The sequence below is a fragment of the Rheinheimera sp. genome, from assembly GCF_036782235.1.
In the GTDB taxonomy this organism is placed as follows: Bacteria; Pseudomonadota; Gammaproteobacteria; order Enterobacterales; family Alteromonadaceae; genus Pararheinheimera.
Genome location: NZ_DAIPZL010000020.1, coordinates 14,488 through 33,663, shown reverse-complemented (window position 1 = coordinate 33,663; position 19,176 = coordinate 14,488). Strand labels below are relative to the sequence as shown.

The window sequence follows — 19,176 nt, the reverse complement described above, 5'->3', positions numbered from 1 at the left end:
GCATTTTCCAAAACACAGCTTATAAAATGTCGCTGGCTGCAGTGTCAAGCAAACGACGACCAATGATTAAACGCATAATTTCGTTGGTGCCTTCTAAAATCTGATGCACCCGCACATCACGGAAATGCCGCTCCAGCGGATATTCTTTGATATATCCATAACCACCATGGATTTGCAGCGCCTGATCGCACACCTGGAAACCGATATCAGTGGCAAAACGTTTTGCCATCGCACAATAAGCGGTTTTTTCAGCGTCATCCGTGTCCAGCTTAAATGCTGCTAAGCGTACCAACTGTCTGGCTGCAACCAGCTCAGTTGCCATGTCGGCCAGTTTAAACTGTAATGCCTGAAAAGCCGCCAACGGTTTGCCAAACTGCTCACGCTCCAGCATATAGTTGCGGGCGGTATTCAGCGCCTGTTGCGCAGTACCGATAGAACAAGTAGCAATATTAATACGGCCACCATCTAAACCTTTCATGGCAAAAGTAAAACCTTCACCTTCATTGCCTAACAGGTAATGCGCCGGAATACGCACATTGTCAAAGGTCACTAAGCGGGTTGGTTGTGCATTCCAGCCCATTTTTTCTTCAGCTTTGCCGTAAATTACACCAGCAGCATCTGCTGGCACCACAAAAGCAGAAATGCCTTTGGGACCTGGCTCACCGGTGCGCGCCATCACCACTAAAACTTCGGTGGAACCTGCACCTGAGATAAACATTTTGGAGCCGTTCAGCACATAAAAATCGCCGTCTTTTTTGGCGCTGGTGCGAAGTGAGGCTGCATCTGAACCTGAACCTGGTTCGGTTAAACAATAAGAAGCCAGCTTCTCGCCTGTCACCAGACTTGGACACCACTCGTTTTTAGCTTGTTCAGTGCCCCAGCTGGCAATCATCCAGGTGGCCATATTGTGAATGGTTAACATGGCCGTGGTGGCAGTACAGCCCATGGCGAGCTGTTCAAAAATAATCGAAGAATCAAGCCGTGATAAACCTAAACCACCGGCGTCTTCCGGGGTATATAAAGAGCAAAAGCCAAGTTCACCGGCTTTTTGCAATACATCTTTTGGAAAATGATGGGTTCTGTCCCACTCAGCGGCAAAAGGTGCCAGTTCAGTTTCCGCAAACTGACGGGCCGTTTCGGCAAAAGCCTGTTGATCTTCGGTTAAATTAAAATTCATAGGGTACACCTTCAAATATGCTGTTTGGCCTGCGACATCCGGCATTCACTGCTGCAAAGCATCACTATCGTCTGCTGATTTTTATCAGCCTCTGTTTAGTCTGGTGGACGGCTGTTCGCTTTTTTCTTGTATTTGATGTGCCTTTTCCGTGGTCAAGTGCATAAATAGCCGCCGGAACCGCGGATTGGCACAGGCTAAGCAGACAATCAAAAGCCGCGCGCACTGCGCGCGGCGGGTCCGCATGTCAAAGCCGCCAGGACGGCTCTGACAACCAGTACAACATTAACGCAGGTTAATCGACATATTCGGGCCTGTTGCGGCCATATCGTCTTCAAACCAACGGGCGGTAATGGTTTTAGTTTCAGTGTAAAAACGCACAGCCTGTTTACCGTAAGCATGTTGATCACCGTAGAACGAGCCTTTCCAGCCGGTGAATGAGAAAAACGGCAGTGGTACCGGAATTGGAATATTAATGCCCACCTGGCCTACTTCAATTTCGTGTTGATATTTACGGGCGGCATGGCCACTGGCGGTAAAAATCGCGGTGCCGTTGCCATATGGGCTGGCGTTTACCAAAGCAATAGCTTCATCCAGTGAATTCACTGTCATGGTATTGAGCACTGGGCCAAAAATTTCTTCTTTATAAATGGCCATATCTGTGGTGACGTTGGAGAACACTGTCGGACCTACCCAGTTACCATTTGGATAACCTTCAACCTCAATAGTGGAGCCGTCGACCAGACAAGTCGCGCCTTCTTTCTTGCCCTGGTCAATCAAAGACAACACACGGGCGCGGGCTTGCGGGCTGATTTGCGGGCCATAAGCGGCGTTTGGGTCGGTATAAACACCAGGGCGTACTTTACCGATGGCAGCCGCCACTTCAGGGATCCACTCAGCGGCAGCGCCAACAAACACAGCCACAGAAATCGCCATACAACGTTGACCGGCAGCACCCACTGAGGCTCCAACCAGGGCGTTCACCACCTGATTTTTATTGGCATCAGGCATAATCACCATATGGTTTTTGGCACCGGCAAAAGCCTGCACCCGTTTTAAGTTGTCAGTACCGGTTTTGTAGATATACTGACCAACGTTCACTGAACCTACAAATGAAATGGCTTTAATGTCTTTATGATGCAATAAAACGTCAACCTGCTCTTTAGCACCATGTACTACCTGTAACACACCTTTTGGCGCGCCGGCTTCTGCAAACAGCTCAGCAATACGGTTCACCGTCATTGGATCTTGTTCAGAAGGCTTTAATACAAAAGTATTGCCACAGGCAATGGCCATAGGGAACATCCACAATGGGATCATGGCCGGGAAGTTAAATGGTGTAATACCGGCACACACACCCAGTGGCTGAATGTAGCTGTAAGTGTCGATGCTGCGCGCCACGTTTTCTACCGTTTCACCCATCATTAATGAAGGGATATTGGCAGCTTGTTCGACCACTTCAATGCCACGCCAGACGTCCCCTTTAGCGTCTTCCACTGTTTTGCCAAGTTCACGGCAAATAATATCGGCGATATCAGCCTGATGTTCTTTTAACAGTGCAGCAAAACGCATCATTAAGCGGGCGCGTTCTGATACCGGCGTTTCTTTCCAGCTTAAAAAGGCTTCTTTGGCAGAACGAATGGCATGTTCCATTTCGTCCATGGTGGTGCATGGTACCTGAGCGATCACTTCCTGCGTGGCAGGGTTAGTCACCGGGATGAATTTTTCACTTTTTGAGTGCACAAACTCGCCGTTGATAAACAGCTGAACCTGAGTGGTCATAACTTTTTCCCCGTTTGGAAGCAGCCACCTTCTGAGCGCTGCCCCGGATTTTCAGAAAAACCCGGGGCTGTTCGCACCGGGCTTTGGATTTGTTGCGTGGTAGTTGCCACTGCTTATATTTTTTAGACTTCGTTTTTGGCTTAATAGTTTTGGTTTAGTTTGTTGGCTTTGTGTTTTGGCTTTGCGACCAGGCTGCCAAAACGGCCTTTTTTCTAACCCCTGTTGTGATCAACAGTTAAACAACTTCAACCGCTAATGCCACAGCTTCACCACCGCCAATACATAAAGAGGCGATCCCCCGTTTCAGGCCACGGGCCTTTAACGCGTGGATTAATGTGACCAGAATACGGGCACCAGAGGCACCAATGGGGTGACCTAAAGCACAAGCGCCACCGTTGACGTTCACTTTGTTGCTGTCCAGGCCCATTTCTTTGATGGCCAGCATAGTGACCATGGCAAAAGCTTCATTAATTTCCCACAGGTCCACGTCGTTTTTGTCCCAGCCTAAGTTGCTGAGCAATTTTGTCATAGCGCCAACAGGTGCGACGGTAAACAACGCGGGTTCCATTGAATGGGTAGCGTGGCCGACCACACGGGCCAGTGCTTTTGCGCCCTGGGCTTGTGCATCCCCTTCACGCATCAGCACCAGCGCTGCGGCGCCGTCTGAAATAGAACTGGAGTTGGCAGCTGTGATAGTACCGTCTTTGGCAAAAGCCGGACGCAGTGTTGGAATTTTATCGACTTTGGCATTACCAGGTTGCTCGTCAGTGGCAAATACCACTTCACCTTTACGGCTTTGAATAGTCACAGGGGCAATTTCAGCCACAAAAGCACCATCAGCAATGGCTTTTTGGGCGCGGGTCAGCGACTGCACCGCAAAAGCGTCCATCGCTTCACGGCTAAAATCCTGTTCATTGGCCGTCTGCTGGGCAAAACAACCCATGGCTTTACCGTCGTAAGCGTTCTCCAGACCGTCCAGCATCATGTGATCTTTGACTTCACCATGGCCCATCCGCATCCCAGAACGGGCTTTTGGCAGCAGGTAAGGCGCATTTGACATTGACTCCATACCACCGGCCACCACCACATCGGCGCTGCCGGCTTTTAATAAGTCAGAAGCCAGCATCACAGCTTTTAAACCTGAACCACAGACTTTATTAATAGTGGTGGCACCTGCTGATAACGGCAGACCTGCTTTTAACACTGCCTGACGCGCTGGCGCCTGACCGAGCCCTGCAGGTAACACACAGCCCATAATCACTTCACTGACTTTATCAACAGCCAGACCGGACTGAGCTAAAGCAGCGCTGATGGCGGTTGCACCCAAATCAGTGGCACTGACATCAGCCAATCCGCCGATAAAACCACCCATAGCAGTGCGTTTTGCTGCCACTATCACCACTTGATTCTGCTGCGTCATTGATTCTGCTCTCCGAAATTCGTGGGGTTTCCCCCTGCTGTTTGCAACTGTGCATGAGCCTACACCAAATTTACGTTTACGCCAACGTCAACCAACCAAGACTTTGGTGTTATTGCCCCATTTTACTGTTGTGCTTTTGCTACACAATCACAGCGCCTTTGGCAGTTTTCATTTACATCCGCAAAAATCCCAGTGCTGATCTTTCACAGCCATTTAGGTATCAAACTCACAAAATCAGCTGGGGATTCATAAGATTAACTGCAGTAAACAACTGATGAATAATAGTGACTTACCAGGCACTAAGGAAGCTGACAACCAGGGGGAAAGTAGCTGAGCGATCACTACAAAGGGATAACAACAGCCCTTCAGCTTTACCTTTACGTAAACTTCACTTATAGTTACCGGCGATTTTTACGGTGGCCGAAATGACAGAAAAAGACGACAAAACCTATAGCATCAGCGAACTTGCCAAAGAGTTTGATATTACCACCCGCAGTATCCGGTTTTACGAAGATCAGGGACTTATCACACCTTTACGTCAGGGCCAGACCCGCATTTACAGCAAAAGAGACAGGGTGCGGCTGAAGCTTATTTTACGTGGCAAACGTTTAGGTTTTAGCTTGTCGGAAACCGGTCAGCTGTTTGAACTTTATGACGCTGACAAATCCAGTGTCACCCAACTTACCATTATGCTGAAGCTGATAGAGCAGAAAAAAGCCGAGCTGCACCAGCAAATGGACGACATTAAAGTAGTGCTGATGGAGCTGGTCACAGTGGAAAAACGCTGCCGCGAAACCCTGACCGAAGCCAGAACTACAGAAACCAAAACCAACAACCAATCCGCAAACGGGGAACTTTGATGATTAGCAGTTATAAATCGCTTAACTTCGACCTGGGTGAAATGGTCGATATGATCCGCGAACAGGTCAACGCCTTTGCCCGCGAAGAAATTGCCCCACGTGCCGCCCAAATTGATCATGACAACGCTTTTCCAAACGATTTATGGCGTAAGTTTGGCGACTTAGGTTTGCTTGGCGTGACAGTTGACGAAAAATATGGTGGTTCTGGTTTAGGTTATTTGGCCCACATTGTGGCGATGGAAGAAATCAGCCGCGCTTCGGCATCTGTTGGTTTGTCTTATGGCGCTCACTCGAATCTGTGTGTAAACCAGATTTTCAAAAACGGCAACGAAGCGCAAAAAATGAAATATCTGCCAAAGCTGTGCTCTGGCGAGCATATTGGTGCTTTGGCGATGTCTGAGCCTAACGCCGGCTCTGATGTGGTTTCGATGAAACTGCGTGCGGAAAAACGCGGTGATAAATACATTTTAAACGGCAACAAAATGTGGATCACCAATGGCCCGGACGCTGACACTTATGTGATTTATGCCAAAACCGACGTGAACGCAGGTTCTAAAGGCATTACCGCTTTTATCGTCGAACGTGGTTTTAAAGGTTTTTCTCAGGCACAAAAACTCGACAAACTCGGCATGCGCGGTTCAAACACTTGCGAGCTGGTATTTGAAGACTGTGAAGTGCCGGAAGAAAACGTGCTGGGTTCTGTAGGTTCAGGCGTTCGGGTATTGATGTCGGGTCTGGATTACGAACGTCTGGTGTTATCGGGTGGTCCGCTTGGCATTATGCAAGCATGTATGGACATCGTTGTGCCTTATATTCATGACCGCAAACAATTTGGTCAGGCTATCGGTGAGTTCCAGCTGGTGCAAGGCAAAGTTGCCGATATGTACACTCAGATGAATGCCGCCAAAGCTTATGCTTACACAGTTGCCAAAGCTTGTGACCGGGGTGAAACCACCCGTAAAGATGCCGCAGCAGTAATTTTGTACACCGCAGAACTCGCCACCAAAATGGCGCTGGATGCCATTCAGCTGCTGGGTGGTAACGGTTATATCAACGAATACCCGACAGGCCGTTTATTACGTGACGCTAAGCTCTATGAAATTGGCGCCGGTACCTCGGAGATCCGTCGTATGCTGATAGGCCGGGAACTGTTTAACGAGTCGAATTAATTGCACGGCAATCTTTGTGAAGGGGATTGCCACCTACAAAACGCCGACACGCCCATCAACCCATCCCAGGGGGGCTCGTTTCGCAGCATCCATGCTGCTCAACGGTCGGCTTTTTTGTAGCCGACATCCCCAACACCATCTGCCCTGATCAATAAGTTTTTAATCCGACTCCGGGGCTGCGCCCCTGCTTGCGTCGCGGTAAGAGCAAAAAGCGCAGTTACAGACACAGCGCGACTTCCAATAATTTCTAAAGGTGACTTCAGTGACCAGATTAAGCAGCAAAATTAACCCAAGAAGTGCAGAGTTTTTGCAAAACGCAGAAGCGATGCAAACTCTGGTGGATGATCTCAACAGCAAAGTGCAGCAAATTAAACTCGGTGGCGGTGAAGCCCTGATTGCCCGTCATACCAGCCGCGGTAAGTTGTTTGTGCGTGACCGTATTCAAAAGCTGCTGGACCCTGGCTCACCCTTTTTAGAAATTGGCCAGTTTGCCGCATGGCAGTGTTATGACGACTATGTGCCAGCAGCTGGTGTGGTCGCCGGTATAGGCCGGGTCAGTGGTGTTGAATGTATGATTGTGGCGAACGACGCGACAGTCAAAGGCGGCACTTATTATCCACTGACGGTAAAAAAACATTTACGCGCCCAGGAAATTGCCGAACGTTGTCAGCTGCCTTGTATTTATCTGGTCGATTCCGGTGGTGCCAACCTGCCTCGTCAGGACGATGTATTCCCGGACAAACTGCATTTTGGCCGGATTTTCTTTAATCAGGCCAATATGTCGGCCAAAGGTATTCCGCAAATTGCCGTGGTAATGGGCCTTTGTACTGCAGGTGGCGCTTATGTGCCTGCCATGGCGGATGAATCTATTATCGTCAAAGAACAAGGCACTATATTCCTGGCCGGTCCGCCACTGGTCAAAGCCGCCACCGGCGAAGAAGTCTCAGCTGAAGATTTAGGCGGTGCTGATGTACATTGCCGTATCTCAGGTGTTGCCGACCACTACGCACAAAACGATGAACATGCACTGCAGCTGGCGCGTAACAGCATTGCCCGCCTAAACCGCGCTGCACCGCAGCTTCGGGATGTCAAACCTTCTCAGGAACCGCTGTTTGATGCCAAAGAGTTATACGGCATTGTGGGCACCGATTTGAAAAAACCATTTGATGTACGTGAAGTCATCGCCCGCATTGTCGATGGTTCTGATTTTGATGAATTTAAACAACTGTATGGCCCCACGCTGGTCTGTGGTTTTGCCCGTATTTTTGGCAATCCGGTGGGCATTGTGGCCAATAACGGCATTTTATTTTCCGAGTCCGCGCAAAAAGGCGCGCATTTTATCGAGCTCTGTTGCCAGCGCAAAATTCCGCTGCTGTTCCTGCAAAACATCACAGGTTTTATGGTGGGTCAAAAATACGAAGCCGAAGGTATTGCCAAACACGGTGCCAAAATGGTGACGGCCGTTTCCTGCGCCAAGGTACCAAAATTTACCGTGTTAATTGGCGGCTCTTATGGCGCCGGTAACTATGGTATGTGTGGCCGGGCTTACGACCCAACCATGATGTGGATGTGGCCAAACGCCCGTATTTCAGTGATGGGTGGTGAACAGGCTGCGGGCGTGATGGCGCAGGTGACCAAAGATGGTTTAGCCCGCAAAGGCGAAACTTTATCGGCGGAGGCTGAAGCTGCACTTAAAAAACCTATTATCGAGCAGTACGAGCAACAAGGTCATCCTTATTATGCCTCAGGCCGGTTATGGGACGATGGCATTATTGACCCTGCGCAAACCCGGATGGTGGTTGGCCTGGCGCTGGCGGCATCGCTGAATGCGCCTATTGAAGAGACACGCTTTGGCGTGTTCCGCATGTAACGGGAGTTGATGATGCAAAACCAGAATTTTAATTACATCAGCACTGCCATCGACCCACGTGGTGTGGCGCAGCTGGTGTTAAACCGCCCTGAGGTGCATAACGCTTTTGACGATAACATGATCCAGGAGCTTATTCAGGCGCTGGATTTGTTTGCAACAAACCCGCAAGTCCGGGTGTTATTGCTGCGCTCCAGCGGCAAAAACTTTAGCGCTGGCGCCGATTTAGGCTGGATGCGCTCCATGGCCGACAAAAACTATGATGAAAATCTGCAGGACGCCGGTGAACTTGCCAGGCTGATGCAAAAACTCGACAACTTCCCTGCCCCAACGCTTGCCATAGTTCAAGGTGCAGCTTTTGGTGGTGCTGTAGGTTTAGTGGCTTGTTGTGATATTGCCATTGCCAGTGACAAAGCCAGCTTTTGTTTAAGTGAAGTCAAAATTGGTTTAATACCAGCAGTGATCAGCCCCTATGTAGTGCGCGCCATTGGCGAGCGTGCCAGCCGCCGTTATTTCTTAACAGCTGAGCGTTTTTTTGCCGCCGAAGCTTTGCATCTAGGTTTACTGCATCAGCTGGTAAGCGAAGATGAATTGCATGATGTGTCGGATGCCATGGTGCAAACCCTGCTGGCTAACAGCCCGGCAGCGGTAAAAGCTGCCAAAAACTTAATTTTTACTGTGGCCAATCAGCCAACCACCCAGGCTTTAATTGACGAAACCAGTCGTCGTATTGCTGCCATCCGGGTATCCAGCGAAGGCCAGGAAGGTTTATCAGCCTTTTTACAAAAACGCACACCAGCATGGCAGCAAACCCAGCCTCATGCAGACACTGACAATAAAGGACAGGCTTAATATGTTTCAGAAAATTTTAATAGCCAACCGCGGCGAAATTGCCTGTCGAGTGATTAAAACCGCACATCAGCTCGGTATTCGTTGTGTGGCTGTGTATTCGGAAGCGGACGCCAACGCCCGCCATGTACAAATGGCCGACGAAGCTTATTTATTGGGCCCGGCGCCAAGCAAAGAATCTTATTTACGCGCTGACAAAATTCTCGACATAGCCCAAAAATCCGGCGCCCAGGCCGTTCACCCTGGTTATGGCTTTTTATCAGAAAATGAAGAATTTGCTGAGGCCTGCGCCAAAGCCGGTGTAGTTTTTATTGGCCCGCCAGTGCCTGCTATTGCTGCTATGGGCAGTAAAAGTGCCGCCAAAGAAATTATGAGTAAAGCCGGTGTGCCGCTGGTACCGGGTTACCATGGTGACAACCAGGATGAAGCCTTTTTAGCTTTGGAAGCCGACAAGGTGGGTTACCCGCTGCTGCTTAAAGCCGCTTATGGCGGCGGTGGCAAAGGCATGAAGGTGGTGTGGCAAAAATCCGAGTTTCTCGAGCAGCTGCAAAGTGCCAAACGTGAAGCCTTAAATGGTTTTGGCAACGACAAAATCCTGATGGAAAGGTATCTGACCAAACCAAGGCACGTGGAAATTCAGGTGTTTGCCGACAACTTCGGCAACGCAGTGTATTTACATGAACGCGACTGCTCTATTCAGCGCCGCCATCAAAAAGTCATTGAAGAAGCGCCGGCACCCAACTTTACCGCAGCGCAGCGTAAAGCAATGGGCGAAGCCGCGGTTAAAGCGGCGCAGGCCATAGGTTACGCCGGTGCCGGTACCGTGGAATTCCTGTTTGACGAAGATGGCTCTTTCTATTTTATGGAAATGAACACCCGGTTACAGGTGGAGCATCCGGTCACCGAAATGATCACAGGTCAGGATTTAGTCAAATGGCAGTTATTGGTGGCCAGCAATCAGCCGCTGCCACTGACACAAGACGAAATTCCGCTGGATGGTCATGCCATTGAAGTGCGGGTGTATGCTGAAGATCCGGACAATAACTTCCTGCCAGCTACTGGTAAACTGACCTATTTACGTCAGCCGGACGCCAACCGCCATGTGCGTATTGACACTGGTGTAGTAGAAAACGACGAAGTGTCGCCTTTTTACGATCCGATGATCGCCAAACTCATTGTCTGGGATGAAAGCCGTGACCGTGCTATCGCCCGTATGCGCCGTGCACTGGACGATTACCGTATTGCCGGGGTCAAAACCAACTTAAACTTTTTAACCCGTCTGGTAGAACATCCGGCTTTTGCCAAAGCCGAACTCGACACCCATTTTATTGAACATCATCAAAAAGTGTTGCTTGCCCCTGAGCAGCAGGAGCCTACCCAGGCGCTGATTCTGGCCGCTTTGTATTTATTGTTAAAACAGCAGCCGGCAGGCACAACCAGCTCACCATGGCAGTCGGCCTTTGGCTGGCGCATGAACGAAAATGCCAGCGTCAGTTTTGTGCTGACTCTGGATGAAACCGCCAAGACTGTGCAAATCACCCAATCCTCTGATACCTTTGTGGTCTGTGTGGGCGATTTATGTTTAACCATTAAAGCCCAGCTGCAACAGGACGAGTTGATGGCCAATATCAGCGGCCATCAATGTAAGGTGCGGGTCAGTCAGTATAGCGACACTGTCTCTGTCTTTATCAAACAACAACGTTTTGATTTTGATTACAAAACCACAGTAGAAGTGGCCACAAACGACGAAAGTGCCGGCAGCTTAAAAGCGCCAATGAATGGCACTGTGGTCGCTGTGCTGGTGAGCACCGGTCAGGAAGTGGAAGCTGGTCAGACGCTGCTGGTAATGGAAGCCATGAAAATGGAGTATGCCATTAAAGCGCCGGCTGCAGGTGTGGTGAATGCACTCTTTTATGCCGCCGGTGACTTAGTCAAAGATGGTGCCGAGCTGGTGGATTTTGCCGCCAAAACGGAGGCTTAACATGACTCAATTCACGAACGAGAGCCTGCCATTAAATTTGCCAAAACAAGTACGCATTGTTGAAGTTGGCCCACGTGACGGTTTGCAAAACGAAGTGGCTGTGCCCCTTGCTGCCAAAATAGCGCTGGTCAATACACTGGCCGATGCCGGTTTAACCACCATTGAAACCGGCTCTTTTGTCAGCCCCAGGTGGGTGCCACAAATGGCCGACTCGGCCGCGGTATTTGCTGGAATTAACCGTAAAAACGGCGTCACTTACACGGCGCTGACCCCCAACTTACAGGGTTATCAGGCGGCTAAAGCGGCAGGTGCGGACGAAGTGGCCATTTTTGGTGCCGCTTCTGAAGCTTTTAGCCAGAAAAACATCAACTGCTCTATCAGCGAAAGCCTGGCGCGTTTTGAGCCCGTCGTTGCTGCTGCCAAAGCGGATGGTGTGCGCGTGCGTGGTTATGTTTCTTGTGTGGTGGGTTGCCCGTATCAGGGCGACGTCGCGCCAGCCGATGTTGCCCGGGTGGCCAAAGCGTTACTGGACATGGGCTGTTATGAAATATCTTTGGGCGACACCATAGGTGTGGGTACACCGGCCAAAGTGCTGTTGATGCTCGATGCAGTGCTTGAAGTGGTGCCAGTGGACAAAATTGCCGTGCATTTTCACGACACTTATGGCCAGGCGTTAACAAATATTTACGCAGCGCTAAGCCGTGGTGTGGCGGTGGTCGACAGTGCAGTCGCTGGCCTGGGCGGTTGCCCTTATGCCGCCGGCGCGTCAGGCAATGTTGCCACTGAAGATGTGGTGTATTTACTAAGCGGCCTTGGCATAACCCATGGCGTTGATTTAAATACGCTCGCCCGTGCGGGCTGGGCTATTGCAGAAGCCTTGGGGAAAACACCTAGTTCTAAAGTAGGATTGGCGCTTAAAGCCAAATGTCAGCAGAATTAAGCCGCGTTTTCGCAACACAGCGGCACTACAGCATATAAAAATGAAGAGGACTTCAAATGGCAGGGTTTAACAAAGTTGTACATAGCTACGACGAAGCAATGGCAGGCCTGGAAAATGGTATGACCATTATTGCCGGTGGTTTTGGCCTTTGTGGCATTCCGGAAGGTTTAATCGCCCAAATCAAAAAAATGGGCACCCGCGATTTAACTGTTGTTTCCAATAACTGTGGTGTCGACGGTTTTGGTTTGGGTGTTTTGCTGGAAGACCGTCAGATTAAAAAAATGGTGGCTTCTTATGTTGGCGAAAACGCTTTATTTGAAAAACAACTGTTAAGCGGTGAGTTAGAAGTAGAACTGACGCCACAAGGCACACTGGCAGAAAAAATCCGCGCCGGTGGTGCTGGTATACCGGCCTTTTTTACCGCAACAGGCTACGGCACACCAGTGGCTGAAGGTAAAGAAACCCGCGAAATTAATGGCCGCAACTACGTGTTAGAGCCTTCTATTACCGGCGATTTTGCCATTGTGCGCGCCTGGAAAGCCGACCGTTACGGCAATTTAGTCTTCCGCCACACGGCGATGAACTTTAACCCTATGGTGGCCACAGCCGGCAAAATTACTGTCGCTGAAGTTGAAGAAATTGTGGAACCAGGCGAGCTTGAGCCTTCACAAATTCACACCCCAGGCATTTATGTGCAAAGGGTGATCCAGGCCAAATTCGAAAAACGCATTGAACGTCGTATGGTTCGCCAAGGTTAAGGAGCAGAAAAATGGCATTATCCCGTGAACAGGTAGCAATGCGTGTGGCGCAAGAGCTCAAAGACGGTTATTACGTAAATTTAGGTATTGGTATTCCAACTTTAGTGGCCAACTACGTACCGGCTGGCATTGAAGTGATGTTGCAATCAGAAAACGGTTTATTGGGAATGGGCCCTTACCCGACTGAAGCAGAGATTGACGCTGATATGATCAACGCTGGTAAAGAAACAGTCACTGCGATCAAAGGCGCGGCGATTTTCAGTTCAGCTGAAAGTTTTGCCATGATCCGCGGTGGCCATGTGGATTTAACGGTATTAGGTGCTTTTGAAGTGGACCAGAACGGCAATATCGCCAGCTGGATGATCCCAGGCAAACTGGTCAAAGGTATGGGCGGCGCTATGGATTTAGTGGCTGGCGCGCAGAATATTGTGGTGACTATGACCCACGCCGATAAATACGGTGCCTCCAAGTTACTGGACGCCTGTACCCTGCCGCTGACCGGTGTTGGCTGTGTGAAAAAGATCGTCACAGACTTAGCTGTGCTGGAAGTCAAAGACGGCGCTTTCCACTTACTGGAGCGGGCTCCGGGTGTCAGCGTTGAAGAAATTCAGCAGAAAACCGCCGGTAAATTAGTGATTAAAGGTGAAGTGCCTGAGATGGTGTTTGCCTAACGTCTGTTCCGGCCAGGATCACGGTCTATCAGCAATCAAAAAGCCCGCAATGCGGGCTTTTTGATTATGCCGTGGAGCTATTGTGCTGCCACTAAATCACGCTGATGAATATTGCCTCCCACCAACGCTGTAGTGCTTGGTGTGCTCACTAAGGTAATTTCAGCCGGGTTGCCAATCAGCATCACAAAAGCCATTTTGCCATTGGCCAGCAAATACCAACCCACTTGGTAATCCGGCAGATTGATGCCATTAATGGCTACATCAGGCCGGTACTGCCCGAGTTCATCTTTTGGTATCACATCAATGACACTCTGGGGTAATGACAGGTCCGTCACAGTCGCCTGATAAAAACCAGCCTGCAGCAACATGCTGTTGTCGACAATTTCAACAGAGTTACGGGTTAACCACCAGGCCGACCACAAGAATAACGAAGCACAGGCAGGCACAGACCACAACAAAGGTTTTAACCAACGTGGATCCAGGCGATACAAAATAAAGCCAATCATGGCTGGGAGCCCGACCAGCAGGCTGAATAAAATCAGATACAGCTGCCAGCCTATATCAATAAAATTCATCATTTCACAACATAAACACATAAAGTTACAAAATTGTATCACGACGGCGCAAAATCGCCCGGAAAAATAGCAGATATTTTTACACAAAAAGTTAACCGCGTATTAAATATACATTTTTCCTTATTTAGCGACGATGGAAACAACATTCACGGGCGTTATCAAAGCATGCCTCACACACAACGAGCAGAAAAAAGGCCACTTACGTGGCCTTGGCAGATGATTTAAAGCGGGTAATAAGACTTGAGGTATCAAAACGCCCCCCGCCCTGGGCCTGTACATCAGCATAAAACTGATCAACCAGCGCCGTCAGTGGCAATTGAGCGCCATTGCGTCTGGCTTCCTGCAGTGTGATACCAAGATCTTTACGCATCCAGTCCACAGCAAAACCAAAGTTAAATTGCCCATCCACCATAGTGTAACCGCGGTTTTCCATTTGCCAGGATTGCGCCGCCCCTTTTGAAATCACATCCAGTACCGACTTCACATCAAGCCCGGCCTGAGTGGCAAAATGCAGGGCTTCAGACAAGCCCTGCACCACACCGGCAATACAAATCTGATTAACCATTTTTGCCAGTTGGCCGGCTCCGGCAGCGCCTAATAAACGACAGCTTTTGGCATAACTTTGCAGCACGGTTTCAGCTTTAGAAAAGTGTACAGCTTCGCCACCCACCATAATAGTCAGTTGACCATTTTGCGCCCCGGCCTGACCACCGGACACAGGTGCATCAAGAAACCCAATATTTTTTGTTTTGCATACTTCAGCCAGTTCGCGGGCTAAATCAGCTGATGCGGTGGTGTGGTCAATCAATAAAGCACCGGATTTCATACCAGACAACACGCCATTGTCGCCGTACACCACGGAGCGTACATCGTCATCATTGCCAACACAGAGCATCACCATGTCGGCCTGCCTGGCTGCCAGCGCCGGTGTTGCAGCACTGTTACCGCCATACTGCGCTACCCAGGCCGCTGCTTTGTCGGCACTTCGGTTATAGACTGTCACCTGATAGCCTTTTTGCTGCAGGTGGCCAGCCATCGGAAATCCCATCACACCAAGGCCAATAAAGGCCAGTCTGAACTCTTTTGCTGCAATTGCCATATAACTGTCTTAATTCTGTGACACACTGAACTTTAGCTTACAAAGTTATGATACAAATAGCAAAAATGCCCGCGACAGGAGAACTCATGGCTAATGTGCACCAGTTTAAAGTAAAGACAGCAGCAGGCGAGATGATCGATCTCAGCCAGTTTCGCGACAAAGTGCTGCTGATTGTTAATACCGCCAGCCAGTGTGGATTTACGCCGCAGTATTTGGAACTGGAAGCCTTACACCAGCAGTTTAAAGATCAGGGTTTAGTGGTGCTGGCTTTTCCCTGTAATCAGTTTGGCGGTCAGGAGCCGGCGTCAGATCAGGCTATTCAGCAGTTTTGTCAGCTCAATTACGGCGTCAGTTTTCCGGTGCTGGCGAAAATTAATGTGAATGGCCCGGAAGCCGAACCCTTGTTTGAATACCTGAAAGATCAGGCCAGAGGATTGTTAAAAACCCGCGCTATTAAATGGAACTTCACTAAGTTTCTGGTAAACAAAGACGGTGTGGTGGTAAAACGTTATGCACCAAGAACCAAACCAGGGCAGTTTATCGACGCTATTTTGGAAGAGCTGGCGTTATTACCACCGTCAAAATAGCGCTTATAAAACAGCATCATCCCCTGATAAACTGAGTCAAATTGCGCCATGGAGATCAGGATGAAAGTTACCGTATTTAGCAGCCAGCCTTATGATGAACTGGCACTTCGTCAGCACAGCACGGACCATATCAGCTGGCAATTTTTGCCGCAAAAACTGGATTTATTAAGCGTTGCAGCTGCTGATGGCAGCGACGCTGTCTGTGCTTTTGTCAACGATGATTTATCGGCAACAGTACTGCAAAAGCTCGCTGAGCTTGGTATTTTTGCTGTAGCGCTGCGCTGCGCCGGCTTTAATAATGTTGACCTTGCAACAGCAAAAAAACTCGGTATCCGGGTGATGCGCGTGCCGGCTTATTCACCTCAGGCCGTGGCTGAACATACAGTTGGTATGATGCTCTGTTTAAGCCGGAAGTTTCATAAAGCCTATAACAGAACACGCGACAATAACTTTGATTTAAATGGCCTGCTCGGTTTTAACCTCTATCAAAAAACCGTGGGTTTAATTGGCACTGGTCGTATTGGCCTTGCAACAGCCCGTATTTTACGTGGTTTTGGCTGTGAGCTGCTCTGTGTTGACCCTATCGAAAGTCAGGAATTACAACAGCTTGGCGCCCGTTATGTCAGCCTTGGCGAACTTTATCAGCAAAGTGACATTATCAGCCTGCATTGCCCTTTAACCCCTGATAGCCAGCATCTGATCAATGAAGATGCACTTAGTCAGATGAAAACAGGAGTGATGTTGATCAACACCAGCCGCGGTGCTTTGATCAACACCAAAGCGGTGATCCAGGCACTGAAATCAGGAAAAATTGGTTATCTTGGTCTGGATGTCTATGAGCAGGAAGCAGATTTATTTTTTAAAGACCTGTCTGATCAGGTCATCGCTGATGAAGTGTTCCAGCGCTTATTAACCTTCCCCAATGTGCTGATCACTGGTCATCAGGCGTTTTTTACCAAAGAAGCCATGGCCCAAATCAGCCAGACCACCATCAATAACCTGTTGGCGTTCTCCCGTCAGCAATATACAGGTAATGAATTGTAGTCGTTGTCTTGAACAGTCATTTTGCATAAAAAAACGGTCAGCATGCTGACCGTTTTTATTTTTACTACACCACCATGGTCCGGGGAATTATTTGCCGCGGTTTAACAAAGTGCGGTCAAAAAAGTTGGTGATCGTCTGATGTAAATGGGTTTGAACCTGCTGACCAAACATGGCGTGTTTACTGCCCGGATAGGTCATCATGTCAAAGTTCTTACCTTTTGTCTGTAAATCAGAAAACAGTTTGGTGCTGTTGCTGAATAAGACGTTGTCATCGGCCATACCATGATAAATCAGGAGATCACCTTTTAACCCATCACTGTATGGGAAAACTGAACTCGCCTGATAACCTTGGGCATTTTGCGCCGGATGACCTAAATAACGCTCGGTGTAGTGTGTGTCATATAAAGTCCAGTCGGTGACAGGCGCACCCGACACACCGGCTGCAAAATAATCACCGGCCTTAAACATCGCCATAATAGCCATATAACCACCATAACTATGGCCATAGACCCCTATTCTGCTGCTGTCGACATAAGGCAAAGTGCGTAAATATTCGACACCTGTGATCTGATCTTCAACTTCGACCACACCCAGTTGTTTATAAATTGGGTCTTCAAACTTTTTACCGCGGTTTTCCGAGCCTCTGTTATCGAGCTGGAAGATGATATAACCACGCTGCGCCATGTAGTGGAAATATAAGTCTTTGCCACTCCAGCTATTCGTAACACGTTGCGCGCCAGGCCCACCATACACACTCACAATAACCGGATGTTTTTTGTTGTGATCCAGATTTTTTGGCTCAAACACACGGTAATGCAAGGTTTGGCCATCTTTGGCCGTTAAGGTACCAAAACGCGGCTGCACCAGTTCAGGCCAGTAGGGCGTTAACGGATGTGCAGCATTCAGTTCATTGGCTTCCAGCACCGTCAGCGTTTTGCCGGTGTTATCATTGAGCTGCACCTTAGGCAGACTATTGACCGCTGAATAACTATCGAGGAAACCACTGCCATCTTTGGCTACCACTACAGCGTGACTGGCACCCGCCGTGGTCAACCGGTCAATCTGTTGATTCGTCAGGTTTAAACGGTATAAGTGGTTTTCCAGCACTGTGTCTTTGCGGCCGGTAAAATAAAGCAGGTTATTTTTTTCATCAACAGACTCAATTTTATTGACCACCCACTGGCCTGATGTCAGCTGCTGCGGTGTTTTGCCATCAAATTGATATAAATACAGGTGTTTAAAGCCATCCCGCTCGGATGCCCAGATAAAACGTTGTTTGTCTTTGAAAAAGTACAGGTCGTCATGCAAATTCAGCCAGGTGTTGCTTTGTTCACTCAGCAGCACCTGTTGTTGTGCACTGGTTAAATCCACCAGCCTGAGCTCGAGCTTTTGCTGATCCCGGTTTTGCCACTGATAGGTCAGCTGATTTGGATTTTGTGTCCATTGTACTCTGGGTAAATAAAAATCTTTTTCCGCCCCCAGATCCAGCCACTGCACCGCTGCTGACTTCAGCGCAACAACCCCAAGTTTTATATTGACGTTATTGGCACCGGCATAAGGATAACGCTGGTTATAGAGTTTGATTTCATTGGCATAAATTTCATTACGCAGTACCTCCGGCACAGCGGCGTCATCAAACTGGGTAAAAGCTATTTTACTGTCATCCGGCGCCCACCAGTACCCTGTCATCCGTGCCATTTCTTCCTGCGCAACAAACTCCGCCATACCGTTTTTTACGGTACCTTTGCCATCAGTGGTCAGTTGTTGCTCTTTGCCACTGGTTAAATCCAGTACATAAATATTTTGTTCACGCACAAAAGAAACATAACGCCCTTTTGGACTGATTTGGGCGTCGGTTTCAAATTCTTTGGTGTCTGTCAGTTTACGGGCTTTATTTTTTGCCAGATCGTAATAATACAAATCCCCGTTTAGCGGGAATAACAAGGCTTTACCATCTTTCGACCAGCTGTAACTGACGATGCCACTGGCAAATAATCGCAGACGCTCCCTTCTGGCTTTTTCTTCATCGGACAATTCTTCCGGACCACTAAATAAGGTATCGGAATCCACCAGCAGGCTGTGTTTACGGCTTTTGAGCTGGTATTGCCATAAATCCAGCCGGTTGGCATCCGAGCTTTTACCTTTAAGATAAGTCACCCTGCTACCGTCCGGTGAATAACTCAGTGACTTTGGCACCGGACCGCTTAACGCAGGATCGGCAAACAAGGCTGGAAGCTCAAGTTGTTTGGCGCTGACGGTACAGGATAAAGTTGCAGCTGCAACCAGGGTCAGACCAGTGGTCAAAGAAGGGTTCATAAAAAATCCTGAAAACAATGAAGGACTTCTATCTAACGCCAGCGGATTATTTTTTTCAATCAAATCCGTCCAGTCTCTTAATAA

The 19,176-nt window shown here is 48.9% G+C and carries 16 protein-coding genes; 10 read left to right on the top strand and 6 right to left on the bottom strand.

Translation table 11 applies throughout. The features are described from left to right. Positions 1-19: 19 nt before the first annotated feature. From V7P87_RS15670 to V7P87_RS15660, 3 genes are all read right to left on the bottom strand, one after another. Positions 20-1,177, bottom strand: coding sequence for an acyl-CoA dehydrogenase family protein (locus V7P87_RS15670; RefSeq protein WP_333798274.1), 1,158 nt, complete (start codon positions 1,175-1,177; stop codon positions 20-22). Positions 1,178-1,459: 282 nt separating this feature from the next. Further along, a complete protein-coding gene (locus V7P87_RS15665; protein WP_333798273.1) occupies positions 1,460-2,956 on the bottom strand; it encodes a CoA-acylating methylmalonate-semialdehyde dehydrogenase in 1,497 nt (498 codons plus the stop codon). A gap of 235 nt (positions 2,957-3,191) precedes the next feature. Continuing rightward, positions 3,192-4,376 (bottom strand): acetyl-CoA C-acyltransferase, encoded by a 1,185-nt coding sequence (locus V7P87_RS15660; RefSeq protein WP_333798272.1) that lies wholly within the window; start codon positions 4,374-4,376, stop codon positions 3,192-3,194. A 425-nt stretch (positions 4,377-4,801) separates the two neighbouring features. Here V7P87_RS15660 and V7P87_RS15655 point away from each other — a divergent pair, with 425 nt between their 5' ends. The 8 genes from V7P87_RS15655 (at position 4,802) to V7P87_RS15620 (ending at position 13,471) form a co-directional block, all read left to right on the top strand. After that, a complete protein-coding gene (locus tag V7P87_RS15655) occupies positions 4,802-5,236 on the top strand; it encodes a MerR family transcriptional regulator (RefSeq protein ID WP_333798271.1) in 435 nt (144 codons plus the stop codon). After that, on the top strand, positions 5,236-6,405 hold the full coding sequence (locus tag V7P87_RS15650) for an isovaleryl-CoA dehydrogenase (RefSeq protein WP_333798270.1): 1,170 nt from the start codon (positions 5,236-5,238) through the stop codon (positions 6,403-6,405). The genes V7P87_RS15655 and V7P87_RS15650 overlap by 1 nt, the downstream gene beginning before the upstream one ends. 262 nt (positions 6,406-6,667) lie before the next feature. After that, positions 6,668-8,275, top strand: a complete 1,608-nt coding sequence (locus V7P87_RS15645; RefSeq protein ID WP_333798269.1) for a carboxyl transferase domain-containing protein — start codon at positions 6,668-6,670, stop codon at positions 8,273-8,275. A 12-nt stretch (positions 8,276-8,287) separates the two neighbouring features. Then, positions 8,288-9,124 (top strand): enoyl-CoA hydratase-related protein, encoded by an 837-nt coding sequence (locus tag V7P87_RS15640; RefSeq protein ID WP_333798268.1) that lies wholly within the window; start codon positions 8,288-8,290, stop codon positions 9,122-9,124. A 1-nt stretch (position 9,125) separates the two neighbouring features. Continuing rightward, positions 9,126-11,102, top strand: coding sequence for an acetyl/propionyl/methylcrotonyl-CoA carboxylase subunit alpha (locus V7P87_RS15635; RefSeq protein ID WP_333798267.1), 1,977 nt, complete (start codon positions 9,126-9,128; stop codon positions 11,100-11,102). A 1-nt stretch (position 11,103) separates the two neighbouring features. Next, positions 11,104-12,042, top strand: coding sequence for a hydroxymethylglutaryl-CoA lyase (locus tag V7P87_RS15630; protein ID WP_333798266.1), 939 nt, complete (start codon positions 11,104-11,106; stop codon positions 12,040-12,042). Between the two features lie 56 nt (positions 12,043-12,098). Further along, the gene (locus tag V7P87_RS15625) at positions 12,099-12,800 is read left to right on the top strand and encodes a CoA transferase subunit A (RefSeq protein WP_333798265.1); all 702 of its coding nucleotides are present in this window, start codon (positions 12,099-12,101) and stop codon (positions 12,798-12,800) included. Between the two features lie 11 nt (positions 12,801-12,811). Continuing rightward, on the top strand, positions 12,812-13,471 hold the full coding sequence (locus V7P87_RS15620; protein ID WP_333798264.1) for a CoA transferase subunit B: 660 nt from the start codon (positions 12,812-12,814) through the stop codon (positions 13,469-13,471). 77 nt (positions 13,472-13,548) lie between these two features. On the opposite strand, the gene V7P87_RS15615 is transcribed toward V7P87_RS15620, so the two are convergent. Together V7P87_RS15615 and V7P87_RS15610 are read right to left on the bottom strand one after the other, a co-directional pair. Then, positions 13,549-14,046, bottom strand: coding sequence for a hypothetical protein (locus tag V7P87_RS15615; protein ID WP_333798263.1), 498 nt, complete (start codon positions 14,044-14,046; stop codon positions 13,549-13,551). Between the two features lie 199 nt (positions 14,047-14,245). Beyond that, positions 14,246-15,145 (bottom strand): NAD(P)-dependent oxidoreductase, encoded by a 900-nt coding sequence (locus V7P87_RS15610; protein WP_333798262.1) that lies wholly within the window; start codon positions 15,143-15,145, stop codon positions 14,246-14,248. An 86-nt stretch (positions 15,146-15,231) separates the two neighbouring features. Here V7P87_RS15610 and V7P87_RS15605 point away from each other — a divergent pair, with 86 nt between their 5' ends. Next, positions 15,232-15,732 carry a glutathione peroxidase gene (locus V7P87_RS15605; protein WP_333798261.1) on the top strand — a complete coding sequence of 167 codons (501 nt, stop codon included), beginning with the start codon at positions 15,232-15,234 and terminating at the stop codon, positions 15,730-15,732. 60 nt (positions 15,733-15,792) lie between these two features. After that, complete coding sequence (locus tag V7P87_RS15600) at positions 15,793-16,776, top strand: 2-hydroxyacid dehydrogenase (protein WP_333798260.1); 984 nt, start codon at positions 15,793-15,795, stop codon at positions 16,774-16,776. Between the two features lie 87 nt (positions 16,777-16,863). Here V7P87_RS15600 and V7P87_RS15595 read toward each other — a convergent pair whose 3' ends face one another. Further along, complete coding sequence (locus tag V7P87_RS15595) at positions 16,864-19,092, bottom strand: S9 family peptidase (protein ID WP_333798259.1); 2,229 nt, start codon at positions 19,090-19,092, stop codon at positions 16,864-16,866. Positions 19,093-19,176 lie beyond the last annotated feature (84 nt).